The sequence below is a fragment of the Psychrobacter sp. LV10R520-6 genome (genome assembly GCF_900182925.1).
GTDB lineage: Bacteria > Pseudomonadota > Gammaproteobacteria > Pseudomonadales > Moraxellaceae > Psychrobacter.
This window is the reverse complement of sequence record NZ_LT900024.1, coordinates 1275808-1297757: the sequence shown is the minus strand read 5'-3', so window position 1 is coordinate 1297757 and position 21950 is coordinate 1275808. Positions and strand designations below refer to the sequence as shown.

General features: G+C 40.0%; 22 protein-coding genes and 1 pseudogene. 11 read left to right on the top strand and 12 right to left on the bottom strand.

What is annotated here, in order from left to right; translation table 11 throughout:
* Window positions 1–364 precede the first annotated feature (364 nt).
* Window positions 365–652: an EVE domain-containing protein gene (locus U1P77_RS05435; RefSeq protein WP_321156625.1), complete on the bottom strand. Its 288-nt coding sequence runs from the start codon at window positions 650–652 to the stop codon at window positions 365–367.
* A 92-nt stretch (window positions 653–744) separates the two neighbouring features.
* Between U1P77_RS05435 and U1P77_RS05430 the strand changes: the two genes are divergently transcribed.
* Window positions 745–1356 (top strand): IS607 family transposase, encoded by a 612-nt coding sequence (locus U1P77_RS05430; RefSeq protein WP_321154409.1) that lies wholly within the window; start codon window positions 745–747, stop codon window positions 1354–1356.
* Window positions 1353–2507, top strand: coding sequence for an RNA-guided endonuclease InsQ/TnpB family protein (locus U1P77_RS05425; RefSeq protein ID WP_321156352.1), 1155 nt, complete (start codon window positions 1353–1355; stop codon window positions 2505–2507). Before U1P77_RS05430 ends, U1P77_RS05425 begins: the two co-directional genes overlap by 4 nt.
* A gap of 122 nt (window positions 2508–2629) precedes the next feature.
* Here the strand turns inward: U1P77_RS05425 and U1P77_RS05420 are convergent, their stop codons facing one another.
* Window positions 2630–2887, bottom strand: a complete 258-nt coding sequence (locus tag U1P77_RS05420) for an EVE domain-containing protein (RefSeq protein WP_321156351.1) — start codon at window positions 2885–2887, stop codon at window positions 2630–2632.
* A gap of 307 nt (window positions 2888–3194) precedes the next feature.
* On the opposite strand from U1P77_RS05420, the gene hemW reads away from it, so the two are divergent.
* A complete protein-coding gene (hemW, locus tag U1P77_RS05415; protein WP_321156350.1) occupies window positions 3195–4508 on the top strand; it encodes a radical SAM family heme chaperone HemW in 1314 nt (437 codons plus the stop codon).
* A gap of 127 nt (window positions 4509–4635) precedes the next feature.
* Here the strand turns inward: hemW and U1P77_RS05410 are convergent, their stop codons facing one another.
* The gene (locus tag U1P77_RS05410; protein ID WP_321156349.1) at window positions 4636–4776 is read right to left on the bottom strand and encodes an entericidin A/B family lipoprotein; all 141 of its coding nucleotides are present in this window, start codon (window positions 4774–4776) and stop codon (window positions 4636–4638) included.
* A 96-nt stretch (window positions 4777–4872) separates the two neighbouring features.
* Entirely contained in the window at window positions 4873–5013 is a 141-nt protein-coding gene (locus tag U1P77_RS05405) for an entericidin A/B family lipoprotein (protein WP_321156348.1), read from the bottom strand.
* Window positions 5014–5397: 384 nt separating this feature from the next.
* Here U1P77_RS05405 and U1P77_RS05400 point away from each other — a divergent pair, with 384 nt between their 5' ends.
* The gene (locus U1P77_RS05400) at window positions 5398–5961 is read left to right on the top strand and encodes a tRNA (cytidine(34)-2'-O)-methyltransferase (protein WP_321156347.1); all 564 of its coding nucleotides are present in this window, start codon (window positions 5398–5400) and stop codon (window positions 5959–5961) included.
* Between the two features lie 60 nt (window positions 5962–6021).
* Here the strand turns inward: U1P77_RS05400 and U1P77_RS05395 are convergent, their stop codons facing one another.
* From U1P77_RS05395 to tusD, 4 genes are all read right to left on the bottom strand, one after another.
* On the bottom strand, window positions 6022–6330 hold the full coding sequence (locus U1P77_RS05395; protein ID WP_321156624.1) for a TusE/DsrC/DsvC family sulfur relay protein: 309 nt from the start codon (window positions 6328–6330) through the stop codon (window positions 6022–6024).
* A gap of 65 nt (window positions 6331–6395) precedes the next feature.
* Window positions 6396–6755, bottom strand: a complete 360-nt coding sequence (locus tag U1P77_RS05390; RefSeq protein WP_321156346.1) for a hypothetical protein — start codon at window positions 6753–6755, stop codon at window positions 6396–6398.
* A gap of 39 nt (window positions 6756–6794) precedes the next feature.
* Window positions 6795–7118 (bottom strand): hypothetical protein, encoded by a 324-nt coding sequence (locus tag U1P77_RS05385; RefSeq protein ID WP_321156345.1) that lies wholly within the window; start codon window positions 7116–7118, stop codon window positions 6795–6797.
* Window positions 7119–7141: 23 nt separating this feature from the next.
* Window positions 7142–7609: a sulfurtransferase complex subunit TusD gene (tusD, locus tag U1P77_RS05380; protein ID WP_321156344.1), complete on the bottom strand. Its 468-nt coding sequence runs from the start codon at window positions 7607–7609 to the stop codon at window positions 7142–7144.
* A gap of 480 nt (window positions 7610–8089) precedes the next feature.
* Between tusD and glnE the strand changes: the two genes are divergently transcribed.
* The 7 genes from glnE (at window position 8090) to rffA (ending at window position 17478) form a co-directional block, all read left to right on the top strand.
* A complete protein-coding gene (glnE, locus tag U1P77_RS05375) occupies window positions 8090–10945 on the top strand; it encodes a bifunctional [glutamate--ammonia ligase]-adenylyl-L-tyrosine phosphorylase/[glutamate--ammonia-ligase] adenylyltransferase (protein ID WP_321156343.1) in 2856 nt (951 codons plus the stop codon).
* 162 nt (window positions 10946–11107) lie between these two features.
* The gene (locus U1P77_RS05370; protein WP_321156342.1) at window positions 11108–12037 is read left to right on the top strand and encodes a branched-chain amino acid transaminase; all 930 of its coding nucleotides are present in this window, start codon (window positions 11108–11110) and stop codon (window positions 12035–12037) included.
* 331 nt (window positions 12038–12368) lie between these two features.
* A complete protein-coding gene (rfbB, locus tag U1P77_RS05365; protein ID WP_321156341.1) occupies window positions 12369–13427 on the top strand; it encodes a dTDP-glucose 4,6-dehydratase in 1059 nt (352 codons plus the stop codon).
* A complete protein-coding gene (gene rfbA, locus U1P77_RS05360; protein ID WP_321156340.1) occupies window positions 13427–14296 on the top strand; it encodes a glucose-1-phosphate thymidylyltransferase RfbA in 870 nt (289 codons plus the stop codon). The genes rfbB and rfbA overlap by 1 nt, the downstream gene beginning before the upstream one ends.
* Window positions 14297–14399: 103 nt before the next feature.
* Window positions 14400–15437 carry a TDP-N-acetylfucosamine:lipid II N-acetylfucosaminyltransferase gene (locus U1P77_RS05355; protein WP_321156339.1) on the top strand — a complete coding sequence of 346 codons (1038 nt, stop codon included), beginning with the start codon at window positions 14400–14402 and terminating at the stop codon, window positions 15435–15437.
* Window positions 15438–15457: 20 nt separating this feature from the next.
* Window positions 15458–16345 (top strand): formyltransferase family protein, encoded by an 888-nt coding sequence (locus U1P77_RS05350; protein WP_321156338.1) that lies wholly within the window; start codon window positions 15458–15460, stop codon window positions 16343–16345.
* Window positions 16342–17478, top strand: a complete 1137-nt coding sequence (rffA, locus tag U1P77_RS05345; protein WP_321156337.1) for a dTDP-4-amino-4,6-dideoxygalactose transaminase — start codon at window positions 16342–16344, stop codon at window positions 17476–17478. Before U1P77_RS05350 ends, rffA begins: the two co-directional genes overlap by 4 nt.
* Before the next feature lie 80 nt (window positions 17479–17558).
* Here rffA and U1P77_RS05340 read toward each other — a convergent pair whose 3' ends face one another.
* From U1P77_RS05340 to U1P77_RS05325, 4 genes and pseudogenes are all read right to left on the bottom strand, one after another.
* Window positions 17559–18509 carry a glycosyltransferase family 2 protein gene (locus U1P77_RS05340; RefSeq protein WP_321156336.1) on the bottom strand — a complete coding sequence of 317 codons (951 nt, stop codon included), beginning with the start codon at window positions 18507–18509 and terminating at the stop codon, window positions 17559–17561.
* 63 nt (window positions 18510–18572) lie between these two features.
* Window positions 18573–19205, bottom strand: a pseudogene (locus U1P77_RS05335) (YrbL family protein).
* Between the two features lie 48 nt (window positions 19206–19253).
* A complete protein-coding gene (locus tag U1P77_RS05330) occupies window positions 19254–20033 on the bottom strand; it encodes a glycosyltransferase family 25 protein (RefSeq protein WP_321156335.1) in 780 nt (259 codons plus the stop codon).
* Window positions 20034–20110: 77 nt separating this feature from the next.
* A complete protein-coding gene (locus tag U1P77_RS05325) occupies window positions 20111–21685 on the bottom strand; it encodes a glycosyltransferase family 2 protein (protein WP_321156623.1) in 1575 nt (524 codons plus the stop codon).
* Window positions 21686–21950 lie beyond the last annotated feature (265 nt).

Below are 21950 nucleotides of genomic sequence, written 5' to 3'. Positions count from 1 at the left end.
ACAATAATACGGGCTGAAATACGGGCTGATTAGTTATAATCAATACTAAATAAAAGCGATACGTAGATAGTAGATAAATGTGTGCAGCTGGTAAGAATTTGCTAGCGTGCTGTGCGCTTCGCCAGACAGAGGCTGCAAAAATTTCTACCAGCCACACTGTCTCTGTTTGAAAGTGTACTGACTATAATAAGAAATAGAGAGTTATTAAAAGACAGCCAGCAAAATACGGACACCAAAATAAAAATAACCCGTCAATTCAAGATATGAATGGACAGGTCAAAAGTAACTAGAATGGTAAAGAAGCTGTGCCGTGATGTCAATGTTTTCTGCAGGCATTAATTGAACAGTAATTAGTATACCTGAGTCATAGTAACGGCAATAAGGAGTCCTCACTATCCGGCAAGAGATCTAGGGTCTCTGCCATATCCATAATCGTTCGCCAATGCTTGGGTTCAAGCGGGATGACGGTTAATTGCGCACAGCCTTTTCTGAGTAATAAAGAATCCTCAAGCGCGGGCAAGAATTTGAGTTCTGATAGCGGCAGTGTATCGATAAAAGCTTGTTCAAGGGTCACGTCCACCATATACCAGCGTGGCTCTTCTTCTGTCGCTTTAGGGTCATAATGATGGTGTTCAGGATGAAACTGGGTCAGGTCAGGGTTACGAACAGTTACCTAAAATATAACCAATTCTAATCATTTATATCTATAATAAGTAAATTAAAAAACAATAAAGAGATAGGGTTATGGGAAAACTGGTTAGTATTGGGGAGGCGGCCAAGCATTTTGGGGTTGCTCAATCGACATTAAGACGTTGGGATGAAGATGGTACGTTAGTCGCCAAAAGAACCGAAAATGGTCACAGACGTTATGATTTAAATGAAGTAAGACCACACCCTTTAAATACACCACCAAAATTAGACCGAAAAACCATTGCTTATGCTCGTGTTTCAAGTCGTGACCAAAAAGATGACTTGCAGCGCCAAGCGCAGGTTTTGGAACTTTATTGTGCCAAACAAGGTTGGCGTTTCGAGACAATCACCGATTTTGGTAGTGGTATGAACTATAAGAAGAAAGGCTTAAAAACCCTGCTTGACGACATTCTTGACAACAAAGTCGAGCGACTGGTAATCACCCACAAAGACAGACTTTTACGCTTTGGTGCTGAATTGGTGTTTATGCTATGTGAGGCGCGTGATGTTAAGGTGGTCATTATCAATCAAGGCGAGGAACTTAGTTTTGAGCAAGAATTAGCCCAAGATGTATTAGAGATTATCACTGTATTTTCAGCGAGGCTCTACGGTTCTCGCAGCAAGAAAAATCAAAAACTAATAGAGGCGGTTAAACAAGTATTATGATCCGTGGTCATATCATCGAACTCAAACCAAACAACGTACAGGCGAACCATTTTGCCCGTGCTTGCGGTGTGGCGCGGAAAGCTTACAACTGGGCCTTGCATGAGTGGCAACGTCAATATAGAGAGGACAAGGCCTACCGTGACGCCTGTTTATTGGCTGGTATTGAGATTGATTCCAAAAATCTAAACAGACCCTTACAAGCCAAGCTCAGACGCGAATTGAACGCCATTAAACGTGAGCTATTCCCGTGGATGACGGAAGTGACAAAATGTGCCCCGCAAGCCGCAATCATGCAACTGGGCGATGCTTATAACAACTTCTTTAAAGGGCTGGCTGAATACCCCGTCACGCGCAAGCGTGGTAAAGACGATAGATTCAGTCTCTCTAACGACCAATTTGCCATTAAAGGTAAATCCATTCGCATCCCTAATTTAGGCTGGGTGCGCATGAAAGAGGCTTTACGGTTTGACGGTAAAATAATGGCGGCCACCATCTCTAAGCGCGGCGGGAAATGGTTTGTCAGCGTTGCAGTTGATTTAGACCACAGGGTTAAAAAGATTATCAAGACAGGTAAAAGCGTTGGTATCGACCTTGGTATTACCGATTTATTAGTTTTATCAGACGGCACCAAAATTAAAGCACCTAAGCCCTTAGCTAAATATTTAAGCAAATTAAGAACACTCAATAAAAACCTGAGTCGCACTAAAAAAGGCAGTAAAAACAGAGAAAAGGCGAAAACCAAGCTCTCTCGTTTGCATTATAAGATCAGAGGTATCAGGCAGGATTCGTTGCACAAAATAACCTCTAGCTTGGTCAGAGAGTTTGATGTGATTGCGATTGAAAGTCTTAATGTCAAAGGCATGGTTAAAAATAGAAAGCTGTCACGCGCCATTAGTGATTTGGGTTTCTTTGAATTTAAGCGTCAGCTTATCTATAAAGCCAATGAGCAAGGCAAGGTTGTGAAGTCAGTCGGTCGTTTTTACCCAAGCTCAAAGACTTGCTCAAACTGCAATCACATCCTTGGCAAAGATGAATTAACACTAAAGATGCGCGAATGGACGTGTCCTGAGTGTCAGTCCAAACATGACCGCGATCTCAACGCCAGTATCAATATTTTAAATAACGCGACTGTTATTTTAACAGTCGCATAACCCCGCTCATTGGTCGGTGAGTTCCATCGCCAATTAAAAAAGTCTGTGGAGTCGTAGTCAGTCTAAGTCTCAAACGAGAGGTAGCGCATGGCATTGAAGCAGAAAGAAAATTTTAAATCTAGCTAGTTAGATATATTTAGTGAGATTTGAGTAATATTTTTGGAACGGTAGCCCGCTTTACTGATGGTCATAATGCCCGCAACCCCAGAGGGCTTGGCACTTGAATGATAAAAAAATACCTTATCGCCGACTTTCATATCATCACGCATAAAGTTACGGGCGCGGTAATTACGCACACCATCCCAGCTCTCTGTGCCCATACGTTGTAAGTCATCAATCCCAAAAAAACGGGGATTAGACTTCATAAGCCAATATGCCATGTGCTTTATCCTATCATTTGTTGTGAGCTGCTTATTGTCGATTATTATGCAAACTCAGAAAACTACTGCTAAAAAAGGCGGATTTTTTGAAATAAGTCTAACAATAATACTTGATGGTTGTTTTGCCTGTATAGCCCCGCAGTTAACATGAGCGTTTGTTATTGGTTTTGTTATCAATAGGAATGGGTTTAAGAGGAATAATTTTTGATGAAGTTAGCGATATCAGTGCTTTTCTTTATGGCGCGTAGCCGTTATCCTAGCAATAATTTTGCGGTTTGCCGCCGTCTTTTACCGATAAGTTTACGTTATGCCGATACCTGAGTCTGATAATTCTATGAATATCAGTGATTACGATACCCGTAATATCATTAACAGCTCTAATAATGTCATTAACAGCTCTAATGATGCCATCAATAGCTCTAATATAGATGCGGTGAGCATTCCGCTTGCGCTATACATACATATTCCGTGGTGCGTAAAAAAATGTCCTTACTGCGATTTTAACTCGCATGAGTTAGGGGTTGATATATCACTATCAATGTATGACGAGTACGTGGACGCGCTGTTATTAGACGCGCGTATGCAGCAGCCCTTGACTCAAGGGCGAGAGATCAGCTCGATATTTATCGGTGGCGGTACGCCATCGCTATTGCCCATTGCTCAGTATCGGCGCTTATTTGTTGGATTGCGTGCGTGTTTTGATTTTGCTGACGATATTGAAGTCACTATGGAAGCCAACCCTGGTACGCTAGAGCATGCGCCATTTGCTGAATATTTAGACGTGGGTATCAACCGCTTATCTATTGGTGTGCAAAGCTTTGATGCCGATAAGCTTAAGACGCTTGGTCGTATCCATGACCCAAAACAAGCCTTATCAGCGATCAACTCAGCTCGCGCTGCTGGTTTTGATCGGGTAAATGTTGATTTGATGCACGGTTTGCCGCAGCAGACCATGATCGAGGCATTATATGATATTCAAATCGCGCATGATGCCGGAGCGACCCATATATCTTGGTATCAGCTGACCATTGAGCCTAATACGGTATTTTATCGCAATCAGCCAATCTTACCGGACGAAGACAGTTTGGCCGATATTGAGCAGGCAGGGCAGGCTTTATTACAGAGCTTAGGTTATGATAATTATGAGGTGTCGGCATGGGCTGGTGCATCAGATATTCCGTGTCGTCATAATGTTAATTATTGGCAATTTGGTGACTATCTGGCGATTGGTGCTGGCGCTCATGGTAAGGTCAGTATTGGGGAACAGAGATCAAGTAGCTCACTGGATAATGAGCTTTTAACAACAGTAGGAATTTATCGCTTTAGTAAATCACGTATGCCCAAAGACTATGTTTCCTGTCAGGATGCCCCAAAAATGGTTGGCTGGCAAGCAATCCCTAATGATGAGTTGGTCAGCGAATTCATGCTCAATGCACTACGTCTGCATGAGGGTGTCACTTGGGCGCTGTTTGAAGCGCGAACGAATTTGCACTATAGTGACATTGCTGAACAAGTGGCTAAACTGGTTGGCCAAGGCTTGTTAATGGACAGTAAAAATATGCTACGGCCTACTGCATTGGGACGGCGTTATCTCAATCAGGTATTGCGAGAGTTCTTATAAATTTACCCGATAAAAATTTTTTGAGATATGAGTGATCCACTACCCAAGGTTTAGAGTAGGATGAAAGAAAAAAGGCTTACCAAGTAAAGGGTAAGCCTTGTAAACATTAACTCTAAGCACTTAAAACTTAGATTTTTTGTTTTACGTCTGTCGCTGTATTACTTACAGCATCGCCAGCACTTGACACGTCTTGGCCTAAACCTGCAAAAGTATTACAACCAGTTAGTACAAACATTGCAGTCATAGATGCGATAATTACTTTTTTCATAATACTGTCCTCAAAATAGGTATATTCATACCAGTGGAATAAATCACGTTAAGCGATTTGCTGTAACGCCATCTATTATATGTAGAATAAGAAAGCTTAGATTTTTTGTTTTACATCTACAGCAGTGTCACTTATAGTTTCGCCAGTGTTTTCTACGTCTTGGCCTAAACCTGCAAAAGTATTACAGCCAGTTAGTACAAACATTGCAGTCATAGATGCGATAATTACTTTTTTCATAATACTGTCCTCAAAATAGGTACATTCATACCAGTGGAATAAATCACGTTAAGCGGTTTGCTGTAACGCCATCTATTATATGTAGAATAAAAAAGCAACACTGTTGATTTATATAAGGGCATGTTAGATATGCCATCTTAATGTCGTGGTATTGCTTCGTTATCTGTCAGGGCCATAATAATAAAAGTTAAAATGGTTGCCCAGTATCAAAATGTAATTATTGACAGTAAACTGTAACTTTTCATTACGCTAAAATATAAGACGACTTACTTCACTGTTAAACAGTGATACTTATATGTAGATATATTAACTGCTAAGCCGTAAGCAAATTATAGTCAAACCAATCATTATAAAGTTATTTATTGACCTATTTATGGAACCATTATGACCATTCACATTGTGCTGGTAGCCCCAAAAATGCCCAGCAATACTGGAAACATTATTCGATTGTGTGCTAACAGTGGTGCGCAACTGCATTTGGTAAAACCTTTAGGGTTTGAGCTTGATGACAAGAAACTGCGCCGCGCCGGCCTTGATTATCATGAATACGCACATCTACAAGTACATGACGATTGGACAGCTGCCAAACAGGCGCTAATGACCGCGAACTGTCGTATCATTACCGCAATGACCACTAAGCTTAGCAAACCGTTTTATGATTATGATTTCACCAATCAATCTGATACCAACGCACTGGGTAATCCAAAAACCACGCCTAACGTAGCATTGGTATTTGGTTCAGAAACAGCAGGGTTAGCAGAGGATATTCGTGAGGATATTGGCGCAGCTCATTGGCTTAGATTGCCTATGCTGCCTGATTCGCGCAGCTTAAACTTATCGAATAGCGTGGCGATATGTCTGTATGAGGTATGGCGGCAGCAAAACTTTGGTGGTGACGAAGGTCGTAGTGTTGGTTATGAAACCCTTACGGTTTATGACCCAAAATAGCTGTTTTATAAGTAGCTTTTTAAGTAACCTTTTTATAACTAGATTCTTATAAGTAGACTTTTATAAACAATTAGGCGGTTTTGGCAGTCCAGCGAGGCGATTAACATGGCGGGCGACCAAACCGGTATTAAACAGTTGCTGTAGCTTTTGATTGCTGATGTCGTGCTCGGGTAGGGATTGTTGTAGCCATTTAATCAGCGGGCGAGTGGCAGGGGCGTGATTGAATTTATTAAAAAACGCGCGTACTTGTTGCAGAACCTGTAGATGCTCAGCGCTCAAAATAACGTCTAGTGTATCCGCAAGCTGTTGGGCAATATCAGGCGTCCAAATGGTATGGTCACATAAATGACCGTCTTGGTCCAATGCCATGTTGGCAGTCGCAATGGACGTTGTAGTGATAGCAGCTGGAATAGTAGAAGTCGGAGTAATAGCAGTCATAAGGCAATCGTTACCACTTTGTCGAACTTGGCTTCATTAACATCGGTTCCATCAATATTGGTATTTTGGGTCATCTCGACCCACTCACTATCAGTTAACAAGGCGGTTAACTTGGCATTTAGGTTTAGCTTAGCAGTAGTGTTGGGCGATAGCTGGGCTACATCATCGGCAAGCGCGTAGATGCCCATGATACCTTGTATCTGATTCTCATCCAAATAAGCGTTTAGCCATTCAATAAAAGCGACCGTTGTGCCCAGCAAGAGGATACTGTCGCCAGCACGCCATGTTAGCGCCATCTCTTCAGTGCTGCGACTAAGTGTGTCCATTGCGCTGTGTAATTGATATAAGGTTGCCATAACGGTGTCCAATTAGTGTAGCTATGATATACACAATGATCAGAAACTTAGAATCTGTTCAAAGTCCTGTGAGTTAATGCTCTCTGGTATGAGCATCAATTGCGTGGCCAAGTCGTTTGGTAACATACCTGTGAGCCAACCGCTAAACACATCACTAGGTAGCCAAGCCGCTGGCATGTCATACAATTCAAGCGATTGAATCATACCGTGCAAACGGGACTTAGGCTGCATTAATAATCCAAAGACAGGCGCATCCAAATACAGTTGCACCTCATGGCCAAAGGTTGCCAGTGTCAAGGCAAGGGCACAGCCTTCGTAACTTGCCATCTCAGTAGGCGTGCGCAGTTGAATGAGTAATTTCATGGTTTATCCTTAATTAAGCGGTCTCAAAACTGTATCAGGCGGCAGTTACCTTGCATCATCATCGCAAGCTCACTTAAACCGACCAAATGAAACCCAGCCGCCAGATTTTCGCCATTGAGCTGATGGCGCGCGCTATTATCCGTATCACTGATACCACGACTGAGCGCGGTACTGACGCAAACGGGGAGCGATAGCTGATATTGCTCAGCGAGATTTTGCCATTCCTGTGTTAAGTTGGTTTGATCAGCAGACTGCCAGCGTAACCGATTCGCAGTATGCGCGGCATCGGCGTAAAAAAAGACGTGCAGTGGCTGCTTATCGTTTTCAGAGCCGTCCGGGTTTTCAGACTTATAAGTACGGTCATTGACCTTATTCTCATGAGTAGATGCTGCTTGCTGAAGAAAGGCACGAACATAGCGCAGCGCTAAATAAGCAAGCGGATGGCTGGGGTCGGCGGTTATCAGTAGGAGTGGCGTAGGGGCGGTGGTCATAAGCATGCTCATAAGCGTAGTATCGTGAGTTAACGAGGATTGTTAATAAGGGTCAATAGTTATTGGCTATTAGTTATTGGTTATGAGAATTTAAAGATCACTCATATTTTATTTTTGATTTTCTTCCACTTCTCCAACATTGATCAATCGGCTCTCTTCTTTTTGGTTATTTGTCTAAAGCTTTCAAATGGTCTGAGACATTAAAACCTACCTGCCGTATTATTATTGACAATAATATCATCAACGCCTCACTGCGCAAAGTATGCTTCGGCGTTCCATTTTTTCTTATTATTGCCATCGTTCACGTTAAAGTTTTTCATGCTACCATAAAGTCAAGCCGAACGGAATTAGTGTTATTGATTGGGTTTATGCTGGCCATATTCGATATTTATAGTGGCTATCTCGTAAGAAAAAACGTTGAACTTATTCCCTAGACTCACGTAATCTTAGTATTCTATGCTGCAAGGAGTTGTTATCGATATGCTATCTGTCACGCCCAATGGTACCGGTTACCAACCCACACCAGAACAGCGACAAGTTCTGCAAACTGCCAGTGAGTTTGCGTATCAGATTTGGGAGACCCGGACGGTCTCGTGCCAGACGTTTTTACGTAGCTATCCATTAGAGGACACCTTAACGCGTCAGCAAATTGATGATCTTATTCAAGATTATACCCTAGATGAGAATTACCAGCTGGCTGATGAGTCCAAGGTAATGAGTGGTCTACGACATCTGCGTATGCTACTAATGATGCGCTGGATTTGGCAAGATGCGTTGGCATTAATTACGCTTGAGCAACTGACTGATGAGCTGTCTGAATTCGCTGATGGCTGTATCTTATTTGCTAAGGAGTACACCTATCAACACTTAGCTAGGCAGTATGGGCATCCCATGTTTACCAATGCTAAAGGTAACGGCCAAATTGATGATATGGCGATTATGGCGATGGGTAAACTAGGGGCTCATGAGCTGAACCTGTCCAGTGATATTGATCTGATATTTGTACATCAGGGCCGAGGTACGACTGATGGTGACAAGGCTCAGGGTACGCGAAGTATAGACAATAAGCGTTTTATGACTAGGTTGGGTCAAGGCATTATCAAGCTACTTGATAACAATACGGCTGATGGTTTCGTATTTCGGGTAGATATGCGCTTGCGCCCATGGGGTGACGGTAGTGATCTAGCTATTCATCTATCAGCACTAAAAAAATACTTTACCCATCATGGCCGTCCCTGGGAGCGTTTTGCTTGGCTAAAGGCGCGCGTGGTTGGTCAAATTCCACCGCCGTTTTATGACCAACTGCAAGCCCTTATCAAGCCATTCGTCTTTCGATACTATGTTGACTATAGTGCGTTTTCGGCGCTGCGTGAGATGAAGTCGTTAATTCAAAATCAAGTGGCGCAGCGTGAGGATTTGGACAATATCAAGCTTGGGGCAGGTGGCATCCGCGATATTGAATTTATCGTACAAGCTTTTCAGTTAATTTATGGCGGCAGGCACCCACAGTTACAGGTCAAGTCTTGCCTACAAGCTTTGCAAGCCTTATGCAAATTGGGCTACCTAGAGCAGCTAACCTATGAGCAATTACAGGCGGCCTATCGATTCTTACGCCGGCTTGAGCATGGCATTCAAGCGATTAACGATCAACAGACGCAGCGTTTGCCGCATGATGCTCAGTGGCAGCATAACCTCGCCATTACGCTTGGTTTTGAGGATTGGACGGCGCTGCTGATCACGCTGAATCAACATCGGGACAACGTTAATATGCCGTTTGAGCGGATGGTGACTGAACGTCAGACTCCGGCACAAGAAGATACTGCCCTTGAGCCGGTTGATCTTGATGAAAAAATCGCTCAGCTCGATACCGTATTGACTAAAGATAACCGCGCTCAGTTACAGCTGTTTTGGCAGTCTAAGATGGTAGCCAACCTTAGTGATGAGGCCAGAACTCGTTTAGATGAAGCCTACCCCTTGATTGTACATGCGCTGCTGTCGCATCAAGAACACCAGCAATTAGCCAATACGGCACTGCCGCGCTTGATTGCACTGCTTGAGGCCATTTGTCGCCGTTCTATCTATTTGGTAATGATTGCAGAAAACCCTAACGCGACGGTCGAGTTGATTCCGATGCTGTCAGCCAGCCCTTGGATTGCCAAAGAGCTGGCTCGTTATCCGGTATTGCTCGATACTTTTTTACAGCAGCGCTATCGTCACCTACCCGATAAGCCTGAGCTGCGTGATATTTTACGCCAACAGTTACTACGGGTAGAACCCAGTGACGAAGAAAAGCTGCTCAGTGTACTGCGTCTATTCAAAAAGAATCAAGTATTGGCAGTAGCGGCCAGTGATGTGCTCGCTGAGCGACCTATTATGAAGGTATCAGACTCCTTGACTTATATCGCTGCTGTGGTGTTAGAAGCGGCGCTTGAGCGTGCTTTTGCAGAGTTAATTAATCGCTATGGCTATCCTATCGGTCAAGATGGCGATCCGGTGACTGAGGCTGATTGCGGCTTTGCCATTATCGGTTATGGCAAGCTTGGCGGGCTTGAATTGTCATATTCTTCTGATTTAGATTTGGTATTTTTGCATAAAATAAAAGAGCAGGGCATGACCACAGGTGAGAAGTCGGTAAGTGGTATGAAGTTTGCGGCGCGCCTCGCTCAGAAGCTCATGACTTATCTAAATACCCAAACTCGTGATGGTCGTGCTTATGAGGTTGACATGCGTCTGCGGCCTTCGGGTAATGCGGGTATGATGGTGGTTTCTTGCCACGCCTTTGAGACATATCAGCTTGATAAGGCTTGGTCATGGGAGCATCAAGCGTTAGTACGGGCGCGGGCAATCTGTGGCGACAAGCGTGTGACCGTGCGTTTTTGTGATATTCGCCGAACGGTTTTGGCATTGCCGCGCACCTTAAAGCAAGTACGTACAGAAGTGACCAGCATGCGAATTAAGATGCAAAAACATCTGGGTACCAGCCAGTGGCAACAACAAGCTGGCAAGTTTCATCTAAAACAAGATGCGGGTGGTATTATTGACATTGAATTTCTGGCTCAGTTTGCCGTGCTGGCTTATTCACATGACTATCTGAGCTTGACCAAATGGAGTGATAACGTCCGTATCTTTGAGGAAGTGGCACTGTTAGGCATTTGGGAGGCGCAAGTGTGTCAGGACTTGACCGATGCTTATCTTCGCATTCGTGCGGCAACTCATCAATTAGCATTGGCCGAGCAGTCGTTACTGGTTGATGAAACCTTATGGCAAGAAACACGGACGCTAGTACAAGATCAATGGCAACGTCTTATGGGGGTGGAGCCAGCACAGGAAGAATAAGCTGTATAATTAAGCCCCGGTGAATAAAAGCTGTCTATGAGCGAGCTAAAATATTTCGTTTGCTACGGCTGCTGGTGCTATAATCACTTGCACGTCAAAAAATACGACAGAATTTACTCAACAAAAAAAGTTAGGCGCCAGCGCTAGCATAAGGAATATCGAATGAACATGGCAACACAAGACGGCAAGCTTTGGATGAATGGCACGATGATTAATCAGCCAGATGCTAAAGTTCACGTACTGACGCACAGCTTACATTATGGCATGGCGGTATTTGAAGGCGTACGTGCTTATCAAACCGATGATAAGCGCACCGCGATTTTTCGCCTGACCGATCATGTTGAACGTTTGCTGGGTTCGGCTTTTATTTTTCAGATGGAGGTGCCTTTTGATGCCGCCACCCTTGAGCAGGCACACAAAGACGTCGTTAAGCAGAATAACTTATCTGAAGCTTATATTCGTCCGCTGATATGGATCGGCGCAGAAAAGCTTGGTCTATCCGCTCATGATAATAGTGTCAATGCGATGGTAGCTGCCTGGCATTGGGGTGCTTATCTTGGTGAGGAAGGTATCCAAAACGGTATCCGAGTAAAAACTTCATCGTACACCCATCATTTGCCCAACGTCACTATGTGCAAGGCTAAAGCCTCAAGCAACTATCCGGTGTCCATTATGGCCAATCGAGAAGTGACTCGTAATGGCTACGACGAAGCGATCATGATGGATTCACAAGGTTATGTCTGCCAAGGCTCAGGTGAAAACTTATTCTTAGTTAAGAATGGCGAGCTGCATACACCAGACTTAGCAGGCGGGGCCCTTGACGGTATTACTCGTCGAACTATTATCCAGTTTGCCGCTGATTTGGGTATCAAAGTCACTGAACGTCGTATTACTCGTGATGAGTTTTATCTAGCCGACGAAATATTTATGACAGGTACGGCTGCTGAAGTCACGCCCATTCGTGAATATGATGACCGTAAAATTGGTAATGGCGGCCGCGGTGAAATTACTGAAAAATTACAAACCTTATATTTCGATGTGATTCATGGCCGTAATGAAAAATATATGGATTGGTTAAGCTTTATTGACTAAAGATTGCTTACCCGAAAGTTAGAGGTGTTTTAAAAAAGCTAAGACCGTGATTGGGTCTTGGCTTTTTTATGAATAATAGTTAGTTATTTAGAAAAAATTTCAATATATTTAATTAACGCCAAGCTAGTTGTAACCTATGACCCAACAACAAAGGTCAGCAATGAAAACTATCACAATATTACTATTGTTGCTATCATGTATCTTGTACACATAAAACTTTCCCTATCACGAAATATACCTTTTAAAGAAACTATGAGTCATACTTATGACAGATCATTTAGAGACATAGCTAAATGTATAAAAATAAGCATTATGATCAAACAGGGTATCTATGAAAATACTAATTACTGGCGGTGCAGGATTTATTGGTTCTGCCGTTGTACGCCATATCATAAAGAATACTAATAACAATGTGTTAAATATCGATAAATTGACTTATGCGGGTAATTTAGAGTCGCTCAAGGATATCGATCAAGATGCTAGATATACCTTTAAGCAGATCGATATTTGTGATAAAGACGCGTTAGAACAAGCATTTACTCAATTCAAGCCTAACTTAGTAATGCATTTAGCTGCCGAGTCGCACGTTGATCGCTCAATCGATGGACCGGCAGAATTTGTTCAAACCAATATTGTCGGTACTTATACTTTGCTAGAAGTTGCGCGTCAGTATTGGCAAGCTCTTAACGATAAAGATAAGACTGAATTCAAATTTCATCATATCTCTACTGATGAGGTATACGGTGATTTGGAAGGAACCAGCGACTTATTCACTGAATCTACACCGTATGCGCCAAGCTCTCCTTATTCTGCGTCTAAAGCCAGCTCTGATCACTTAGTGCGGGCTTGGCATCGCACCTATGGTTTTCCAGTAATTATTACCAATTGCTCTAATAATTATGGGCCTTATCATTTTCCAGAAAAGCTTATCCCGTTAGTCATTCTAAATGCCTTGGATGGAAAAGTATTACCTATTTACGGTACAGGTAATCAGATACGTGATTGGCTATTTGTCGAAGACCATGCGCGCGCGTTATATCAAGTGGTCACCGAAGGTGTGGTAGGAGAAACTTATAACATCGGTGGGCACAACGAAAAACAGAATATTGAGGTTGTCAAAACTATTTGCAGCATTTTAGATGAATTGAAACCACAAGCTAATACGCAGCCCTATGAGACTTTGATTGCCTTCGTGAAAGACCGGCCAGGGCATGACCTACGTTATGCGATTGATGCTAGTAAAATAAAAAATGATTTAGGCTGGATACCCGAAGAGACGTTCGAGACCGGTATTCGGAAAACTATCGAATGGTACTTAAGTAACTTAGAATGGTGTCGCCGAGTACAAGATGGCAGTTATCAACGTGAAAGACTAGGGGCAGGCGCATAATGAATACTAAGGGCATCGTCTTAGCGGGCGGTTCAGGGACACGTCTTTATCCAATCACCAAAGGGGTCTCTAAACAGCTGCTACCTATCTATGATAAACCTATGGTTTATTACCCGTTATCGGTACTAATGCTGGCAGGTATTCGTGAAGTACTGATTATTAGTACACCTGACGATATTGACGGTTTTAAACGCTTGTTAGGTGACGGTAGTGAGTTTGGCATTGAGCTCAGTTATGCGGTACAACCAAGTCCAGATGGCTTAGCGCAGGCATTTATCGTCGGTGAGGCATTTATCGGTGATAGTAATGTTTGTTTGGTACTTGGTGACAACATTTTCTATGGTCAAGGTTTCACCTCGATGCTTAACCAGGCTGTAAGCCGCCAACATGGCGCGACTGTGTTTGGCTATCAAGTCAAAGATCCTGAGCGCTTTGGGGTGGTTGAGTTTGATCAAGACAAACGCGCCATCTCATTAGAAGAAAAACCTAAGCAGCCAAAATCTAACTTTGCGGTAACTGGTCTGTACTTTTATGATAATGATGTCATTGAAATCGCTAAGCAGGTTAAACCTTCTGAGCGTGGTGAACTTGAAATTACCAGCATCAACCAAGCTTATTTAGAGCGTGGTGATTTAAATGTAGAGCTACTTGGACGCGGCTTTGCGTGGTTGGATACGGGTACGCATGAAAGCTTGTTAGATGCTGGTATGTTTGTAGAAACTATTGAAAAGCGCCAGGGCTTTAAAATTGCTTGTTTAGAAGAGATTGCCTATTATAATAATTGGTTAACTAAAGATGACTTACAGCGTATTGGTAGTCAGCTCAGTAAGAATAGTTATGGGCAGTATCTATTAGATTTAATTAAATAGCCGCAAAACAATATTGGAATTTACAATTTAAGTGAGCAGGGACACAGTAATTGTGATTAGGATTTCAAAGTAATTAATATTAAGAAAAAGACTGGTTATAGTTATGAGTAAAAAAATTCTACATATCGCTGGCTGTGATAAGTTTATTCCACCTTTTATTGATTTCGTAAAAGAGAATTTTGATTGTAGTGAGCATGAGTTTTTACTTACTTCAGGTATGGCTGAAAAAAAACTAAACTTCACACCTAAAGTGCGCCTAGCAAAACCCTCTAAATTAGGAAAAATTAAGCACTACTGTCAAGTAGTAATCAAAATGCATCAAGCAGATAAGGTGGTATTACATAGTTTATTTGATCATAGAATAGTTAAGATTCTATTTTTTATGCCTTGGCTACTTAAAAAATGCTATTGGGTGATGTGGGGTGGTGACTTATATGTTTATCAGTTTGGGGAACGTAATAGGGGATGGAAAAGACGCGAGTTTTTTCGTCGTCCAGTAATTAAGCATATGGGACATTTGATCACTTACATTGAAGGTGATGTGGAGTTAGCCAGAGAATGGTATGGCGCTAAAGGTCAATACCATGAATGTATCATGTACCTTAGTAATGTCTACAATGCTCCCAATATTGTAGAAGAAAAGGATAATGCATTAAATATTCAGGTAGGTAATTCAGCTGATCCAAGCAACAATCATCTTGAAGCATTAGAAAAGCTATTAGCATATAAGGATGAGAATATATGTATTTATGTCCCACTATCCTACGGGGACAGCAAGCATGCTAAAAAAGTAATAGAACAGGGCAAGCTATGGTTTGGTGAGAAATTTATACCTCTAGCAGCGTTTATGCCCACTGATGAGTATTTAAAATTTTTAGGAAAAATTGACATAGCAGTTTTCAATCACAAACGTCAGCAAGCAATGGGTAATACAATTACACTACTTGGGTTAGGAAAAACGGTGTACATGCGTTCTGATGTAAGCCAATGGCAGTTTTTTAAAGATAGAGAAATAGTGGTTTTTGATATTGATAACTTGAATATTTTGGAAAAAAGATCAATAAAAGAAAATCTAAATAAAGTTAAAAGTTACTTTTCAAAAGAAAACTTAAAATCGCAGTATATTGAGATTTTTAAATAAATAATTGAGTGGTGCTAATTTTGAGTAATATCTCTTTTTATATTATGAATAGTAAAGGACTTTTTGTTCTAAGCAGCTTTATAAAAAAATATGGTGTCAGCGATATAGAGTTTGTTGTATCAGAACGAAATTTAAAGATAGAAGATGATTGCTATAACGAAATAAAAAATATTGCTTTAGAAAATAACTTGGTCTTTTATAATAGAAAAGAAATAAGCGTTATAGTAGAGCGTGGTTTCAAAGGCTACAAGTTCGCTATAGGGTGGCGCTGGCTAATAGAAAATCAAGATAATCTAATCGTTTTTCATGACTCTCTGTTACCTAAATATCGTGGGTTTGCTCCTTTAGTTAATGCATTAATAAACGAAGAAATGAAAGTAGGGGTTACTGCATTACATGCTACTAAAGATTACGATGCAGGAGATATCATTGACCAAAAAAGTATAGAAATTCAGTATCCGATTAAGATAAAAGAAGCAATTGAGTATATTCAGCCTTTATATTTTAGCCTAGTAGATAATATATTTTATAAAATAAAAAATAAAATAAAAATAGAATCCAGTAAACAGATAGAAAATGAGGCAACATTTAGTTTGTGGTTAGACGAACAAGATTATTTCATAGACTGGTCTTGGCCTGCATATAAAATAAAAAGATTCATAGATTCTGTAAGTTATCCTTATGGTAATGCAAGAGCTTATTTGAATGGTGAGGTTATACTGTTTAAAGAGGCTGATGTTTTCGAAGACGTTAATATAGAACATCGTGAAAGGCACATTGGTAAGATTGTTTTTTATAGGAATGAATATCCTGTCATAGTTTGTGATAGTGGATTATTACTGCTAAAAGAATTTACGAGTGAAAATAGTAATCCCATAAAAATTAACTTTAGAAGTAGGTTCCTATGATTTTTATTCCCTTTAATAAACCACCTTATACTGGCAATGAAGACCAATACGTTTTAGATGCTATGCGTAGCACTAAAATAGCTGGCGACGGTCCTTTTACGCAGAAGTGTCATCAATGGTTTGAAGCAAATTTGCCTTGCAAAAAATCCTTATTAACCCCTTCTTGCACCGCTGCCTTAGAGATGGCAGCAATACTTATTGATACTCAGCTAGGTGATGAAATAATCATGCCTAGCTATACTTTTGTTAGTACTGCAAATGCCTTCGTACTACGTGGCGCAAAAATAGTATTCGTTGATATTCGACCTGATACCATGAACATTGATGAAACTAAAATAGAGGCAGCCATAACTAGCAAAACTAAAGCTATTGTTCCCGTGCATTATGCAGGTGTTAGCTGTGAGATGGATACAATTATGGAGATTTCTCAGCGCTACAACCTTTATGTTATAGAGGACGCTGCACAAGGAATGATGAGTAGTTATAAAGGCAAGGCATTAGGCACTATAGGGCATTTAGGAACCTTTAGTTTTCATGAAACTAAGAACTATACCAGCGGTGGTGAAGGTGGTTTGCTAATTATTAACGATCTACAATTTAAAGAACGTGCAGAAATAATTTGTGAAAAAGGAACTAACCGCAGTCAGTTCTTCCGCGGAATGGTTGATAAATATAGTTGGGTAGATATTGGAAGCAGTTACTTACCTAGTGAGTTACAAGCGGCTTATCTTTGGGGACAGTTAGAAAAAGCTGATGAAATTAACCAAAACCGTTTGCTTGCATGGAAATTATATTACGAAGCATTGCTACCTCTAAGAGAGAAAGGTTTGATAGAGCTACCCTCAATACCATATAACTGTATACAAAATGCTCATATGTTTTATATCAAGACGAAGGATTTAGCAGAGCGTAGTAAACTACTGGAGCATTTAAAAATGAAAGACGTTTTAGCTGTCTTTCATTATGTACCTTTGCATAGTGCAGTAGCTGGTGAAAAATATGGTAGTTTTTCAAATAAAGATATTTACACTACTAAAGAAAGTGAAAGGTTAGTAAGGTTACCAATGTGGTACGAAATTTCCAAAGAAGATATTAAGAGAGTTGTTAGTTATATCTATAAGTTCTATGAGTAATACGATTTAGATTAAAAAGACCTTTTGCATAAGTCGTCGATTTTTGTAGGAGTTAGTAAAATAGTACTTTTATAAGAAGTCTAGTGCTTCTTAAATAACCGATAATAGCTTTCAACAGCATTAAACCCAAAAAGCTTGAATAAAAATTTATTTTTGGTTTTCCAATGTTTTTGATAGTTATTAGATACGTTTTTAGCTTTAAAAATGAAATCTTTGTATCTGTTATCGCCGATTCTATATAGCTTTCTGGCTATAACCCAGTACTTATAAGAAAAAGCTGCATTTGGATCGCCAGAAAAGTTATCAGAAAGTTTTTCGATAGTCATCTCTACTTTTTTAGCCTCATATAATAAGTTGTTTCCTTCAGCTTTTTTCATATTAGTGATACGATTAGGCGACTTATGAATTCTATAGCAAAATATTGGAATAGACTGATGATAGAATAGATACCCTTCTGAAGATAATCTAATATGCAGATTCCACTCTTGCCCATTTCGAAAACGTTCATCAAAACCGCTGATCTTATCAAGCATCCACTTTCGGTGTAAAGGTGTTGACGTTAATATATCATGTAAGACTAATAGTTCAGTTTGACCTCCATCAGGTAGAGAGGTGTCTATATATTTCTTTCTATTACCTTCTAACAAATAGTAATCACCATATACAATGGCATTACTATCTAGAGTCTCAGAAAGTTGAACCTGCTGATCAATAATAAAAGGCTCTAGAAGATCATCAGAGTCCAAAAATTTGATATATTTACCTTTGCTTCTGAACAACCCTTTGTTTCTTGCTACGCAAGCACCTTGATTATCTTGTTGTAAAATATAGATATGCTCAGTAGCTTCATATTTTCTTAATTTTTCTACAGTATTATCTGTTGATCCGTCGTCAATTACTATTATTTCTATACTTGAGTAGTTTTGCTTTAAGACACTATCAATGCATTCCAAGATAAAGTCCTCACTATTAAAACAAGGTATTATTATTGTTACAAGGGGAAAAGTGATAAAGCTTTCAGTTTTTTTCATTAGATGGAATCTCGCTATTATTAAATCGTAAATCTTAGCTACGTATATTGTTTAGTCAGTATTCTAACCAGATAACTCTAATAGTTTACTCTTAATTTCTCTCTCTACTTTTTTAACATTACGACTGTTAATTGTTTTACTCATAGCTCTAAAAGGAATGAGAAGCTTCTCACCGATGCCATCGACTAACACAAACTCAGGAAAGCCCTGTCTTTTTTCAGTATACATAATACCTGCGATATTAACTTCGCCAAACACTACATGTAGCTCACAGCATTCACCAAAGAATTGATCGAGTGCTTTTTTATGTTTGTCGCTAAAGAAGTTGTTGGCAGAGATTTCATGTAATGTTAGCGGTAAACCGTTAGGACTGATAACTTTTTCAGTGACTAATCCTAATCCCTAATCAGTAGCAATAAACCCATAGGTAGTCTCTATCGGAAAAGTAAATTTGTGCTGACTATAATTATTTTTGCACAGCTGCAAATATTGCAGTATTTCTCTACGAAACTGTCTATATATACCTTGCGAGCGATGTGAACGCAAATGATGTTGTGTAGCTCTACCACCGTCAAATGTAGCGTTCTCTAGCTTCATTAGTTTAATAACTTTATCGGTATGATCAGGATGTGCATACACTCGTTTTTGAGTTCCTTGCCCCAATAACTGTAGATCTTTTATTGCAATTGTTCTCATATCACCTCGGTTGTACGATAGTACTTTCATACAGATTATTGTTAACAGTTACTTAAAAGGTGTTTCCTTAGCAAATAAAGCATCTTTTGCTTGACTGACTAATCTAATGGCTTCTTTACGTACTTTCATTAAGCCGCCTTTTTTTTCTAATTTCATACGATTTCTACGATTTACTTCTAACGAGCTAGGCAATAATAAACCTGATTTAGTTTTATTTAGGACCATTTCCTGGATACAAAGCGCCGGTGTCATCTGATACACGGGTTCAGTCTTCTCGCTAATAAATGTGTTAAACATCAATTCGTCAACTGGTAGTAAGTTACTATTTAAAATATAATCTAGATATACTTTGGCACCATGTAACGACAGAATATAACCTGCTGCACCTAGATTTTTCCTTTTCAACTCAGAGATATAACGTTTATTAGCTATAATCTCGTGAGTATCAGCCGATAAAAAAGCTTTTTTACTAAATGCTTCAATTTTTATAATATTCCATTCGGGCTCTATCCAATCAAAAGTATTGAGTAAGTATTCGGCATCTTCTCCTAAATAAATATCATCTTCAAAAATGGTTAAATAAGGTATATTTTCATCAATCATTTTTTGCCATATACTTACATGACTCATCATGCAGGCAAACTCACCCCCAGATAAAACTTGCTCATTGTTATTGATTTTTATATCTAGTGCGCGAGCTTTAGCCAAATCTGGGGTTAAAGCATCAAAAAAGCTAAAAGCAACATTATGCTTCTGGAACTCACTTTTTATATGTCGTCTTCTATCTTGGGCTGATTTTAAGCTAATGACTATATTTTGCATGGGCATGCGTTATTTATCCAAATATAAGTGTTTGATAGTAGCGGTTTCATCTTGTTATATTATTCTTATAATATGAAGGTTTTCTATTTTCCACGATATTTATTTTGATGAATCTGCCATAATATAATATATTTATCCATAGTATAACCAAGGGATGCAAAAGCGAGTATAAAACCATACGCCCCTCCCAAAATTTCGCCACGAATTATATATTCTCGAATGAAAGAAAACCAAGACCGTGATAATAATCCGATTAGACTTACTTTATTACCCTTTTGATACTTCTCATTTGCCCAGTCATGGCTATAGCGAATGTTTTTTACCAAAAAGTGATGTAACGTATCATTGGTAATATGGGGTAAATAACCTTCCAGCACTACTCTGGGCACACCTTGGTGGTCCAGAGACTCATGAACTTCTAAACTTGAATATTTAAACTGTTGATTGGCATAAAGTCTAACGTGCTTATCGGTATACCACTTGCGTTTTTGTACTTCGACACCGCAAAATGTATTTACTCGTGCCACACTAAATACTTTGTTAGTTTGTAAGGGTTGATTTAAAACGTCGACAATTGATTGCCGCAGTGCTTGGTCTAAGCGCTCGTCTGCATCTAATACTAAGACATAATCATCGGTAGCATAGGATTGAGCTAATTGACGTTGCTTGCCAAATCCTTGCCAATCTATATTAACATGCCATTTTGCACCGTATTGTTGAGCGATATCTTCGGTATTGTCCGTGCTGCCTGAATCCAAAATAATAATCTCATCGACAATATCTTGTACCGTGTCTAAACACGCTTTTAAATGCTTGGCTTCATTTTTTACAATCATCACCAAAGATACTGTGTTTTGTTTTTTTGATAAATTTATTGGTCGTAATTGTTGGGTCATTTCTATAGATTCTATAAATGTCCGCTCTGCTTGATTATGAGTTAGGTCATATAAAATGGCATATTTATTAAAAGTATATTGGGTAAATAGTAACGAATATATTAACCCGTATTTACCTTTTAAAAAGCGACCATCAATCATATATTGTTTAATAAATGCCCAAAAGGTATGGAGTATTATCGATGGTATTGATACAGTTTTACCGCGGGTGTGACGATCATCTGCCCAGGCTTTGGCATAATCTAGTCGCTTTTGTAGCCAAAATAGAGGGGTTTCTGCGGTATGGTGACGTAAGAAACCTTCTAAGGTTTTAACTTTCGCATCATTTAACACCACAGATTCATGTACTAAATTTTCATTGTAAAAAAAATGGCTAGGGTATAATCGCCAATGCGCTTTGATTGCCCAGTAGGTAGGGTCAATAGCATGGCCAAAAATACAGTCAATGCGCTTAATGCCGTACACTATGTCATTAGGTTTTTTTGAGATGGTATGTAATATACTTTCTTTAAGCTGTGGTGTTACTTCTTCATCAGCATCTAAGGCTAAAATCCAATCGCCTGTGGCATAAGATTGCGCTAACTGGCGTTGTTTACCAAAGCCTTGCCAATCAGTATTGACGTACCATTTGCCACCATATTGCTCTACGAGTTTACGGCTATGATCAGTACTACCAGAATCGAGTACGATGATTTCATCAGCTAGCCCTTGTAAGGAAGGTAAAGTTATAGCGAGATTTTTAGCTTCGTTCTTGACGATCATTACTATGGATAGGCGATATGACCGAATAGTTTGCGGATGATTCACACCGAATACTCCCTTAGTTAATGATTTGGTTTAACATAACGATGCTATTTATCACCAATTACTACTAGCGAGAACATCTTGCGGGCTGATTTTACCATGGAAGATAACTACTTTTTATTGGCTAGTCAATGAGATATACCTATATCTAAGCTAATTGCTGCTACCAACATCAAGGCAAGTGAGATTAGCATATAAAGTAAGATCACTGCAACAATTCAAG

Excerpts from the sequence above, each read along its gene's own strand:
- tusD (WP_321156344.1), bottom strand. The coding sequence starts at position 7,609 with ATGACCACCGCCCCTACGCCACTCCTACTGATAACCGCCGACCCCAGC.
- U1P77_RS05330 (WP_321156335.1), bottom strand. The coding sequence starts at position 20,033 with ATGCCCATGCAAAATATAGTCATTAGCTTAAAATCAGCCCAAGATAGA.
- U1P77_RS05340 (WP_321156336.1), bottom strand. The coding sequence starts at position 18,509 with ATGAAAAAAACTGAAAGCTTTATCACTTTTCCCCTTGTAACAATAATA.
- U1P77_RS05390 (WP_321156346.1), bottom strand. The coding sequence starts at position 6,755 with ATGGCAACCTTATATCAATTACACAGCGCAATGGACACACTTAGTCGC.
- rfbA (WP_321156340.1), top strand. The coding sequence starts at position 13,427 with ATGAATACTAAGGGCATCGTCTTAGCGGGCGGTTCAGGGACACGTCTT.
- U1P77_RS05400 (WP_321156347.1), top strand. The coding sequence starts at position 5,398 with ATGACCATTCACATTGTGCTGGTAGCCCCAAAAATGCCCAGCAATACT.
- U1P77_RS05405 (WP_321156348.1), bottom strand. The coding sequence starts at position 5,013 with ATGAAAAAAGTAATTATCGCATCTATGACTGCAATGTTTGTACTAACT.
- U1P77_RS05410 (WP_321156349.1), bottom strand. The coding sequence starts at position 4,776 with ATGAAAAAAGTAATTATCGCATCTATGACTGCAATGTTTGTACTAACT.
- U1P77_RS05325 (WP_321156623.1), bottom strand. The coding sequence starts at position 21,685 with ATGATCGTCAAGAACGAAGCTAAAAATCTCGCTATAACTTTACCTTCC.
- U1P77_RS05385 (WP_321156345.1), bottom strand. The coding sequence starts at position 7,118 with ATGAAATTACTCATTCAACTGCGCACGCCTACTGAGATGGCAAGTTAC.
- glnE (WP_321156343.1), top strand. The coding sequence starts at position 8,090 with ATGCTATCTGTCACGCCCAATGGTACCGGTTACCAACCCACACCAGAA.
- U1P77_RS05430 (WP_321154409.1), top strand. The coding sequence starts at position 745 with ATGGGAAAACTGGTTAGTATTGGGGAGGCGGCCAAGCATTTTGGGGTT.
- hemW (WP_321156350.1), top strand. The coding sequence starts at position 3,195 with ATGCCGATACCTGAGTCTGATAATTCTATGAATATCAGTGATTACGAT.
- U1P77_RS05355 (WP_321156339.1), top strand. The coding sequence starts at position 14,400 with ATGAGTAAAAAAATTCTACATATCGCTGGCTGTGATAAGTTTATTCCA.
- U1P77_RS05370 (WP_321156342.1), top strand. The coding sequence starts at position 11,108 with ATGAACATGGCAACACAAGACGGCAAGCTTTGGATGAATGGCACGATG.
- U1P77_RS05420 (WP_321156351.1), bottom strand. The coding sequence starts at position 2,887 with ATGGCATATTGGCTTATGAAGTCTAATCCCCGTTTTTTTGGGATTGAT.
- U1P77_RS05425 (WP_321156352.1), top strand. The coding sequence starts at position 1,353 with ATGATCCGTGGTCATATCATCGAACTCAAACCAAACAACGTACAGGCG.
- U1P77_RS05395 (WP_321156624.1), bottom strand. The coding sequence starts at position 6,330 with ATGGCATTGGACCAAGACGGTCATTTATGTGACCATACCATTTGGACG.
- rfbB (WP_321156341.1), top strand. The coding sequence starts at position 12,369 with ATGAAAATACTAATTACTGGCGGTGCAGGATTTATTGGTTCTGCCGTT.
- rffA (WP_321156337.1), top strand. The coding sequence starts at position 16,342 with ATGATTTTTATTCCCTTTAATAAACCACCTTATACTGGCAATGAAGAC.